Consider the following 8,947-nt stretch of genomic DNA (forward strand, 5'->3'; position numbering starts at 1 on the left):
ACTATCGATCGCGAATGAATGATAGCGCGTAGGGGCGCCCCTTGACGTGCAGTTTTGGGCGCCCCTGGCGGGCTACGCGGCCCGGTTCGCGGTGATGGTGAGGCCGTGCTCGGCGAGGGCGTCGAGTAGGCGCTCGGCGGCCTGGACGGCGGCCGGGGCGACGGGGTGCTCGCGTCCGGCGTACGCGTCCGGGTGCAGGTCGTACAGCTCCCCAGCCAGCAGGGCAACAACGGCGGGCGCGGTCATCGGATGCCCCGGCCGGCAACGACGTGGGCGGCGGCAAGTCGGCCCGCGGCGCGCCGGGGAACGGGCGGGGCCTGCATGAGTCGGGCGTGCCGGTTGTGCTCGGCCTCGGCGTGCTCGGCGTGCACGTTGTCGACGAACCGGGCGGTGCGGGCGGCGAGTTCGGCCTCGACAGCGGCCCGGCGGGCGGCGGCTTCCTTCTCGGCGGCCTGGTGCTGCTGCTCGGCGAGCATGGCGGGGCCGTCGAGGGTCGTGTCGGGCAGCCACCGCGCGCCGCGGGCTTTCTCGACCACGACGACGGCGCCCTCGCCTGCCCACGTCCGGGCTTTGGAGTAGAGGCGTTTGCGGTCGGACGTCTGGAACTGCACGCGGGGTGCAGGGGTGGGCCACGTGGCGGTAAGGCGGTAGATCTTGCGGCTCATGCTGCAACTCCCTGGCGATTGGCGGCGAGTTCGGTTCGGCTGTCGTGCGGGGTGGTCTTGGTGCGGCGGCCTTTGCCGTTGGGGCGCCATCCGCCGCGGCACGGCTGCTCCCACTCGGCGTGGCACCAGGGGCACGGCACCGACAGGGGGTCGGGCTGGCCGGCGGCGACGGTGGCCTCGCGGCGGGCCTTGGTGGGCCGGTAGGCGGCGAGTTGCTGCCGGACGGCCGGCGGGATGGGGCTGCCGATGGCGGCGAGGCGGGCCTCGATGGCGGGGTGCGGTCCGCCGGTGAGCTGGGGGTGCTCGACGGGCGCGGCCTGGCCGGTGGCGACGGCCGTGCGCGAGGTGCGCAGCTCGGCGAGGTAGGCGCCGACGTGGTCCGGGTCGACCGCCGGCGCCGGGTCGGTGTGGCGGTTCATCAACTCGGCGCGGTGCGGTGCGAAGGCGGCGAGGAGGTCGTGCGGCTCGATCGGCCGGAACTGCGCGCTGCGGTCGCCGTTGCGCTGTTCGTAGTAGCGGCGCACAGCGCGGCCGGCGTCCCAGCCGGCGGCCTCGGACTCCGCGGGGATGCCGTCGAGGGCCTGCGTCCACGTGCGGATGGTGGCCGCGGACTGCTCGGGGCTGGCCATGACGCGACGTACGCGGCTGTCGAGGGTGGCGGCGAAGTTCAACAGGGCGGCGACGTGGGCGTGCTGCATTAGGCGAAACCTTCCTTCTCCAACAGGGCTAGCCCTGCTGCCAAGTTGTCGGTGTGGCTGGTGGGGGCGGCCGGCGCGGCGGGCCGGAATGGCACGACGTTGGAGCCGTGCGGCGCGGCGGCGGGGACGTGGTCGAGGTCGGACCAGACACGCAGCCAGTAGCGGGCCGGTTTGGGGCCGTCGCCGGGGTGAGTGCGGCGGGCGGCGAGGTCGACCAGGGCGGCGGCGCCGTGCGCCTGGACCAGGCGCCATACGTCGCGCTGCTCGCCGAGTCCGAGCGTCCACCTGACCTCGACTCCGGCGGCGTCGAGGGCGTCGGCGAGGGGGCGCAGTTGCTCGACTACCGGTGAGACGCCCGCGCGCTGCTGCTGTTCTTCTTGGTGATTGCGTTCATATGCGTTCTGGGGTCCGGATTCCGGACCGGTGGGGGTCCGGTTTTCGTACCCCTGGGGTCCGGAATCCGTACCCCCGGGGGTCCGGTTCTCGGACCGGTCCGGATTCCGTACCGGTCCGGATTTCGGACCTCCATAAGGGGCCGAATCGGACTCGGCCCTGTGGTGGCCGACGGCGAGCGGGAGCCGATACACGGTCTCTCGGCGAGGGCCGGTCTTGCCCTTGACGACTTCCAACTCGCCAGTTTCGAGCAGCTTGTCGACGGCGGTCACGACGGACGAGCGGGCCGAGTTCGTCCGCTGCACGAGCATGGTCGTGCCCGCGTAGGCGGTGCAGTCGGGGCCGGGGCACTTGTCGGCGATGGCGAGCAGCACCATGCGCGCCGTTCCTTTGGCGGCGGACCGGGTCCATACCCAGTCCATGGCGTCGAGGCTCAACGCGCCTTCCTTACATGCGGCTTGATGGGTCTTTCAGGGCGGCAGGGGAGTGCAGGGGGCAGCGATGGCCGATGACGTACCGGCGGGTGCCCGGCGCGCCGCAGTAGCGGCGCTCCAAGCCGTCCCAGTGGCCGCACTTCATGCGGCGTCATCTGCCGTGCCGGGGGCGAGCATGGGCAGCACCAGGGGCGCCAACACGCCCGTACGCCACGCCTCGCCGACGAGGCCCTTGCCACCCTTGGCGAACCGCACGGAGTGCGAGCGGCGCCTCGTGGGCCGGATCTCCACCCCGGGCACCTCATGCACCTCGCCCGAGGCCGGGTCGACGATCTGCGGCACGCCGGCTGCGGTCATCTCGCCGAGCAGCCGCTCGACGAACGCGGCCCGCATCTCTTTGACGATCCGCGTTACGCGCTCGGCCGGGAACGCCGTTCGGGCCCAGGCCGTGAACGCCTGCTCGTCGACGATCTGCGCGGCCGGTTCCCCGCCCGTGAGCGAGATGGTGCCCACCTTCGTACCGTCCGGCAGGCTGGCGGCGAACTGCCGCGCTCCGGTGGCTTCCTGGGCGGCGTCGAGGTGGTGCTGCACCTCCGTGCGCGCCTCCTCGTAAGCGGCCTTCACCTCGTCCAACAGTGCTTTCAGCACGGCCTCACGGGTGGTCGCGGCCTTGATGTCCTCGGCGCTCACCGGTCCCCCTCGACGGCCTCACGCAGGTCGGCGGCCTGGGCGCGCAACTGCTCCGCGGTGGCGAAGACGGCTTGGCACCCGTGCGCCGCCTCGAATGCCTCGTTGGCCTCCTCGACGTCGAGGCCGGCGGCCTGCGCAGCGTCGTACATCTCGGCCCGAGCGGTAGCGGTGTCTGCGGCTATCTGGGCGTCACCGGCTGGCTCAGCCTCGACGACGTCCTCGACCACCTCGGCCGGCGGCTGCTCAGCCACCTTGGCGCCAGGCTTGTTCCGGCCGATCGCGGCGACCTGGGCGAGGTAGTCGGCCGGGGCGCCCGCGGCTTTGGCCTGTCCCCACACCGCGCGCACGGCGTCGGCGTCCGGGCAGTCCTGCGCCAGGGCGAGGAAGTCGGGCTGCTCGACGTCCTGCGGAGCCTGCTCGCCGGTGTCCTGCTGGATCTCTCCGGCGAGGTAGACCGGGTTCCCCTCCTGGTCGACCACGGCCCCGAGTTCCTCGGGGGTGTAGTGGATGCCGAACAACGCCTCTTCGCAGGCGTCCCGAGCGACAGCGGATAGCGCGCGGGCCTTGAGCATCGATGCCGGGTACTTCTTCCACACATCCTTGCCGAGCAGCCCGGCTCGGCGCGCGTCCTCGATGGTGAACCGAACCTCGAACGTCCAGTCGGGGTCATCGGTGCGGATGACCTGAGCAACGGCGGCCGTCGCGTCGCCCTTGATACGCAACCGGTGCCCGGCGCGCCGGACAAGGGCGGAGATCAGGGCCGATGACGCGCTCGGCTTGCCCTCGATTACGTGCACGCCGGTGATGGCGACCATGGGATGCAGGCCGAGACTCTCGGCGTACTCGACCGCATAGAGCAGGTTGGCCGGTTGCCCGCGGAACTGGCGGGGGAGCAGACCGGACGCGGCGAACGCGCGGCAGTAGTCGAGCTTGGTCTCGACCGACATGCGGGGCATGGAGGGGGCGGCGAGGTGCTGCTGCTGAGCCTGGTGGTCGGCGAGGGTGACGACGGTCATCGCTGATTCCTTCGAGTGTGGGGCGAGGGTGAGGTCGAGGCCGGCGGCGTCAGGCCGCGGCAGGCAGGTCTGCCGCGCGGGTGGGATCCGCGGCGGCCTGGCGGCGCAGGCGGCGCAAGATGAGTTCGATCTCGTCGGCGGTGTGGGCGCTGCCGACGGCGGCGGCCTCGGCCGCAGCGCGTATGGGCATGGAGTCACGGCGGGCGCGGGCCCGATCCAGCACGGCGCGGGCGGCGGCAAACGCCTCTTCCTTGGAGGTGATCACGGCGCCTCCCCGGTGAAGATCGTGGCCGCGGTGACGCCATAGGCCCGCTCGATGGCGGCGAGCCCCTCCGGGCCGGGCGCGTGGCGCCCGGTCACCCACCGGTAGGCGGAGACGTAGGGGACGCCGAGGCGGCGCGCGATTTCGGCGGTGGTGTGGTCGCCGTGCGTCTGGGCGGCGGCGATCAGATGGGCAGGGGTGTAGGCCACGTCCGTACGACCTCTCGTGAGTACGACGTATCAATCACGAATGGAACGTAGCAGGTATCAATCATGAGTGGAAGTTAGATTGATCAAGGCCCGTTGTCAGTGGTGGGGGGTAGCGTCGGATGGGTGGGTAAATCACGCAACGTGCACTTATCCGCTTGTATCTAACGCAGCGATCATGTGTACGATCAGTCACCAGGGGTGTTCGTCACCCTGGGTGCGTCAAAAGGGGGTCAAAGCCATGCCTAAAAATCGCCGCCAGTGCGTTAGCGATCGCCCGTGCGCGGTACATTGCAAGCATGAAACCCCAGGCCCGTCTCCCACAGCCCGGTGGAGCGCTCACCGTTGGTCGGTGGCTCCATGACGAATTGCAGCGTCGCGGATACAACCTCTCGCAGAGGGGAGGCGGCCGGCGAGCCTTTGCCGACGAATCAGGCATCCCGCAAGCGACCGTCTCACGCTTGTTGCGGGACGACGGCGGAGCTGACCCTGCCACTCTCGGCAAGGTCGCTCAGGCGCTCAACGTCCCGCTAACCCCGCTCCTGGTACTGGCCGGCATCATCCCCGAGGCCGAAGTCGAACGGCCCACGTCGATCAGTACCGACGAAGCGCTCGCGGCGCTCGGCATCACCAGGCCGGCACACAAAGCCGCGGTCATGTCCATGGTGAACGCACTCCTCGACGAAACACCCGAGAGAGGCGACACCAGTAAGTAACAAGGAAAACCATGTCTCGACGCACCCTGCACACCGTCATGTACGCCCTCGCGGCTGTCGTCGTCGCTGCCCTCACCCTGCTTGGCGAGGGTCTCCTGCACTCTGAGCACGTCGCACCGCTCTACGCCGGTGGCATCACCACCCTGATCGCCGTTCCGGCCTTGCTCATCAGTGCATGGCGAATGACCCTCCGCAAAGTCGAAGCCGAGGCCGAACACCACGCCAAGGCTGGCTACTTCCAGTGCTACGAGGACGTACGAGAAGGCCGAGTGCAACCGGGCGTCGCCCCCACGGCGGTCAACAAAGTCGCCATCCTGCGCGATGGTCCCCACAACAAACCTGAGAGGGCCATGACTTGACTCCCAAGTCACTGTCGAAGGGCTCACCACTCGGTGGGCCCTTCGTCGTTAAGGCGCGCGGACCACCGCGCCGCCATCCGTCGAACAATCCCGCAAGGCCGATGACTTCACCGAGGAACAGGGGAACCTATGGAAGTCCAGCCGCCCGCCGACACGTTCGGTGAACTGATACCCGCCATCGGGTACATACGGGTCTCGACCTGGAAAGAAGAGAAGATCAGCCCAGAGCTGCAACGGACCAGTATCGAGGACTGGGCCAAGCGCACACGGCGGCGCATCGTGCAGTGGGTGATCGACCTCGACGCCACCGGTACCAACTTCCATCGCAAGATCATGAAGGCCATCGCGGCCATTGAGGGCGGCATCGCAAAGGAGATCGCCGTATGGAAGTTCAGCCGGTTCGGCCGTAGTCGACACGGCGTCGCGATTAACCTCACCCGCGTTGAGAAGGTCGGGGGACAGCTCTACTCGGCCACTGAGGATGCCGACCCGCGGACCGCAACCGGCCGGTTCACCCGCGGTGTGCTGTTCGAGGTTGCCGCGTTCGAGGCCGACCGCATCGGCGAGCAGTGGAAGGAAGCACACGACTACCGCCGCAACGCCCAGCTTCCCGCGATGGGCAAGCCGCGGTTCGGCTACATCTGGCACAAGAGGTACGACCCCGAGACCGGAGCACTCCAGCAAGAGCGCTATGAGATCGACCCGGAGCTGCGCGACGTCGTCGTCGAGCTCTACGCCCGGTACCTCAACGGAACTGGGTTCAAACCCCTGGCCGTGTGGTTGAACAGCCTCGGGTGCACCACCACACGCGGGGGGCTCTGGGGGCAAGAGGGCATCCGGTACTACATGGACAGTGGCTTTGCCGCTGGCCTGCTGCGGGTCCACCGCGAAGACTGCCCGCGTGGCAAGCACCAGGGACAGTGCAGCTACTACCGGCTCGTTCCGGGCGCTCACGAAGCGATCATCGGCGACGAGACATGGAAGGAGTATCAAACCCGGCGCAAAGCGGTAGCGGCGACGCCCCCGCGCAGCCGTCTGCCGAGCACCGAGGTAACCGGGCTGACCCGCTGCGGTCAGTGCAGCGGTGCCGCAACTGTGGCGCGCAGCCGCAACAAGCCCGGGTTCCGGTGTGCGCGGCGCACCGAGTACGGAGATGCCGGGTGTGTGGGCGTCTGGGCCCGCGGCGCCGACGTCGTCGCCGAGGTCCGGAAGTGGCTCCGCAGGGTGGCGCATGAGATCGACAACGCGCCGTCTACGCCACTGGACAGCAATGGCCGCAACGACGACCGGGCGCGTGCAGCACGGGAGCGGGCAAGGGCCCAGGCCGAGCACGCCAAGATCGAAGCATCGCTCACTCGGCTTGCCGTCGACGCCGCCAAGAACCCGGACAAGTACCCGCAGGGTGTCTTCGAGGCGGCGCGGGATGAGCTGGTGGCCGAGCGGGACCAGCTTTCGGAGCGGATCTCGGCCCTTGTCGAGGTCGAGGAGATGCCGGAGGCAGAGGACTATCTGCCTCTCGTGGTGGGCGTCTTGGACGAGTGGGAGACGCTGACCGTGGCCGAGCGGAACCTGATCCTTCGGAAGCTGATCGGGCGAATCGCCTTGCAGCAGCCGAAGAGGCCGGGCCCGGTCACGGTCGAGATCATCCCCGTGTGGAAAGAGGCGCGGAAGCTCGACCAGGGTCGTTACGCCGCTATGGCGTGACGTTCATTGGAGAGAAAACCCTCGAAGTTCCACTGGACGTCGCCGGCCGCGCCCTCGGCGTCCGGGGTGCCGGTCAGCTCGGCGTACAGCGGGTGCCGGTCCGCGCCGTTGACGTCGGTCTTCTCGAACAACGGGAAGCTGACGCCGTACGTCGTCGAGCAGAAGGTGGCGATCTCCTCGGCCGTGCCGGGCTCCTGGCCCGCGAACTGGTTGCTGGGGAAGCCCAGCACGCTGAACCCGCGGTCGGCGAACTGCTGCTGGAGCCGCTCCAGCCCCGTGTACTGCGGGGTCAGCCCGCACTTGGACGCCACGTTCACCACCAGCAGGGCCTTGCCCCGATAGTCGGCCAGGGAAGCGGGCTCACCGGTCAGGGTGCGCAGCGGGATGTCGTACAGGCTCATGCTCGGGCTCCTCCATGCGGTTCCGTGGACGGGGACGTCCGTCTTCGCCCCCAACAACCGTGCCCGGCCTGATCTTCCCCGGTTCGTCGACCGGCCAGCTGACCGCCGGACGCAACGTGCCGGCCCGCCACTCCCGGAGCAACTGGTCGAAGATCGGCGTGTCCTCGTCGACGGGGCGCCGGGGGGCGGGCGGCGGCAGCCGGGGCGGTTGGTGCGGCAGCGAGATGCGCTGGAAGGGGTGGGCCGGGGGCTTCTTGGCGTCCATGCCCGGAATCAATACCATACGGCAGGTCAGAGGAGTGGCCATCGTCTGACCTGCGACGCAGCGTGCGTGTTCAGGTAGTTCGCTGCATCTACGTGCAGTACCTCGCGGAGGTTTGCATGAGCGTTTTCCCATCGGTTTCCCAATTTCCCACCTGATCGGGTCGGGAGGCGGAAACGCGAGCGAGGCTGTTACAGGGGCCGGAGGCCAGCAATGGTCTCCGGCTACCTGCCCTCATCACCGCGCTACGTGATCGGGTCGCGTCCGAGAGTCGGCGGAAAAGAGGACACGAGCGTAAGTTCCGTGCAGAACCGCCCAGTTAGCACTAAGCAGACCCACGCTCGTGTCCCGACGAGTATCGCCCACCGAGGCCATCCGTGCCGAGATTGATGCCTTGTTCACCGGTGACCGCGACCTGGTCGAGGTACTGGAAGACGTGGCCCGACTCGGCGCCCGCCTGATCATCCAGACCGCGATGGAAGCCGAGGTCGACGCCTTCCTCGGCCGTGCCCGCTACCAGCGCGCCACTGGGGTCGTTGACGAGGACGGCCAGGCCACCGCCCGCCTGGGGCACCGCAACGGCCACTGCCCGACCGCCGTCAAGACCACCGCAGGCCCGATCGCGGTGGCCCGCCCCAAGCTGCGCGGCACCACCGAGAAGTTCGCCTCCCGCCTGTTCGGCACTCAGGTCAGGCGGCGTTCGCTGAGCGCGACGTGGGCGGCGAGACCCCGGAGGGTGCCCGCGCCGTGGTGCCGGGCGACAGCCAGTTGCACTCCCGACTCCCGCTCGGGCTGCACCACGTACGCCGGAGCCTGCTGCAGCCCACCCACCACGATGTCCGCGCGGAAGGCATCCGGGCCGCGCGCCTGCTCCGGCGTCGGCCCGCCGGTGACGGGTCCGTCCAGGGAGAAGATCAGCGTCAGATACGGAGGCGGCAGCCCCCGGTGCAGCCCCGTCCGCACCCCGGCGATGCGGTAGCCGACGGCGGAGACCACCATGCCTCCACGCCCGGGTGCCATCCGCACCATCTCCTGGTCGACGGTGCCTGTGGCCATTCCTCCAGCATGAATCCCTGAGCCAGTGCCCTCGGGGCTGCGGACCCCGGTTTGACGCCCGAGCGGGGAGTTCTGCGGGTGGGTC

General features: G+C 69.3%; 13 protein-coding genes and 1 pseudogene. 4 read left to right on the top strand and 10 right to left on the bottom strand.

Translation table 11 applies throughout. The features are described from left to right. Positions 1-72 precede the first annotated feature (72 nt). From MOV08_RS35275 to MOV08_RS35310, 8 genes are all read right to left on the bottom strand, one after another. A complete protein-coding gene (locus MOV08_RS35275; RefSeq protein ID WP_275310311.1) occupies positions 73-246 on the bottom strand; it encodes a hypothetical protein in 174 nt (57 codons plus the stop codon). Next, positions 243-665, bottom strand: a complete 423-nt coding sequence (locus MOV08_RS35280) for a hypothetical protein (RefSeq protein WP_275310312.1) — start codon at positions 663-665, stop codon at positions 243-245. The genes MOV08_RS35275 and MOV08_RS35280 overlap by 4 nt, the downstream gene beginning before the upstream one ends. Then, complete coding sequence (locus MOV08_RS35285; protein WP_275310313.1) at positions 662-1,363, bottom strand: zinc finger domain-containing protein; 702 nt, start codon at positions 1,361-1,363, stop codon at positions 662-664. Before MOV08_RS35285 ends, MOV08_RS35280 begins: the two co-directional genes overlap by 4 nt. After that, positions 1,363-2,193: a hypothetical protein gene (locus tag MOV08_RS35290; protein ID WP_275310314.1), complete on the bottom strand. Its 831-nt coding sequence runs from the start codon at positions 2,191-2,193 to the stop codon at positions 1,363-1,365. Before MOV08_RS35290 ends, MOV08_RS35285 begins: the two co-directional genes overlap by 1 nt. A gap of 138 nt (positions 2,194-2,331) precedes the next feature. Beyond that, complete coding sequence (locus MOV08_RS35295; RefSeq protein ID WP_205362620.1) at positions 2,332-2,880, bottom strand: hypothetical protein; 549 nt, start codon at positions 2,878-2,880, stop codon at positions 2,332-2,334. Then, positions 2,877-3,896, bottom strand: coding sequence for a hypothetical protein (locus tag MOV08_RS35300; RefSeq protein WP_205362619.1), 1,020 nt, complete (start codon positions 3,894-3,896; stop codon positions 2,877-2,879). The genes MOV08_RS35295 and MOV08_RS35300 overlap by 4 nt, the downstream gene beginning before the upstream one ends. A 49-nt stretch (positions 3,897-3,945) precedes the next feature. Then, positions 3,946-4,161: a hypothetical protein gene (locus tag MOV08_RS35305; protein ID WP_039638391.1), complete on the bottom strand. Its 216-nt coding sequence runs from the start codon at positions 4,159-4,161 to the stop codon at positions 3,946-3,948. After that, on the bottom strand, positions 4,158-4,367 hold the full coding sequence (locus MOV08_RS35310) for a helix-turn-helix domain-containing protein (protein ID WP_205362618.1): 210 nt from the start codon (positions 4,365-4,367) through the stop codon (positions 4,158-4,160). Before MOV08_RS35310 ends, MOV08_RS35305 begins: the two co-directional genes overlap by 4 nt. Positions 4,368-4,663: 296 nt before the next feature. On the opposite strand from MOV08_RS35310, the gene MOV08_RS35315 reads away from it, so the two are divergent. The 3 genes from MOV08_RS35315 to MOV08_RS35325 all read left to right on the top strand — a co-directional run bounded on the left by MOV08_RS35315 (position 4,664) and on the right by MOV08_RS35325 (position 7,143). Then, positions 4,664-5,080: a helix-turn-helix domain-containing protein gene (locus MOV08_RS35315; RefSeq protein WP_078876016.1), complete on the top strand. Its 417-nt coding sequence runs from the start codon at positions 4,664-4,666 to the stop codon at positions 5,078-5,080. 11 nt (positions 5,081-5,091) lie between these two features. Beyond that, positions 5,092-5,439, top strand: a complete 348-nt coding sequence (locus MOV08_RS35320; protein ID WP_275310315.1) for a hypothetical protein — start codon at positions 5,092-5,094, stop codon at positions 5,437-5,439. A 129-nt stretch (positions 5,440-5,568) separates the two neighbouring features. Beyond that, on the top strand, positions 5,569-7,143 hold the full coding sequence (locus MOV08_RS35325; RefSeq protein ID WP_275310316.1) for a recombinase family protein: 1,575 nt from the start codon (positions 5,569-5,571) through the stop codon (positions 7,141-7,143). Here the strand turns inward: MOV08_RS35325 and MOV08_RS35330 are convergent. After that, the gene (locus MOV08_RS35330) at positions 7,125-7,544 is read right to left on the bottom strand and encodes a glutathione peroxidase (protein WP_039642269.1); all 420 of its coding nucleotides are present in this window, start codon (positions 7,542-7,544) and stop codon (positions 7,125-7,127) included. The genes MOV08_RS35325 and MOV08_RS35330 overlap by 19 nt on opposite strands. A gap of 698 nt (positions 7,545-8,242) precedes the next feature. Here MOV08_RS35330 and MOV08_RS44230 point away from each other — a divergent pair. Beyond that, positions 8,243-8,443, top strand: a pseudogene (locus MOV08_RS44230) (hypothetical protein); the annotation flags it as partial. A 47-nt stretch (positions 8,444-8,490) separates the two neighbouring features. Here the strand turns inward: MOV08_RS44230 and MOV08_RS35340 are convergent. Continuing rightward, a complete protein-coding gene (locus MOV08_RS35340; RefSeq protein WP_275310318.1) occupies positions 8,491-8,862 on the bottom strand; it encodes a hypothetical protein in 372 nt (123 codons plus the stop codon). Between the last annotated feature and the right edge of the window lie 85 nt (positions 8,863-8,947).

The sequence above is a fragment of the Streptomyces yunnanensis genome (assembly GCF_029011865.1).
Classification (GTDB): Bacteria; Actinomycetota; Actinomycetes; order Streptomycetales; family Streptomycetaceae; genus Streptomyces; species Streptomyces yunnanensis.

Bases quoted from the DNA above. Each gene is read 5' to 3' on its own strand.
- MOV08_RS35275 (WP_275310311.1), bottom strand. From the start codon at position 246: ATGACCGCGCCCGCCGTTGTTGCCCTGCTGGCTGGGGAGCTGTACGAC.
- MOV08_RS35280 (WP_275310312.1), bottom strand. From the start codon at position 665: ATGAGCCGCAAGATCTACCGCCTTACCGCCACGTGGCCCACCCCTGCA.
- MOV08_RS35285 (WP_275310313.1), bottom strand. From the start codon at position 1,363: ATGCAGCACGCCCACGTCGCCGCCCTGTTGAACTTCGCCGCCACCCTC.
- MOV08_RS35300 (WP_205362619.1), bottom strand. From the start codon at position 3,896: ATGACCGTCGTCACCCTCGCCGACCACCAGGCTCAGCAGCAGCACCTC.
- MOV08_RS35315 (WP_078876016.1), top strand. From the start codon at position 4,664: ATGAAACCCCAGGCCCGTCTCCCACAGCCCGGTGGAGCGCTCACCGTT.
- MOV08_RS35320 (WP_275310315.1), top strand. From the start codon at position 5,092: ATGTCTCGACGCACCCTGCACACCGTCATGTACGCCCTCGCGGCTGTC.
- MOV08_RS35325 (WP_275310316.1), top strand. From the start codon at position 5,569: ATGGAAGTCCAGCCGCCCGCCGACACGTTCGGTGAACTGATACCCGCC.
- MOV08_RS35330 (WP_039642269.1), bottom strand. From the start codon at position 7,544: ATGAGCCTGTACGACATCCCGCTGCGCACCCTGACCGGTGAGCCCGCT.
- MOV08_RS35340 (WP_275310318.1), bottom strand. From the start codon at position 8,862: ATGGCCACAGGCACCGTCGACCAGGAGATGGTGCGGATGGCACCCGGG.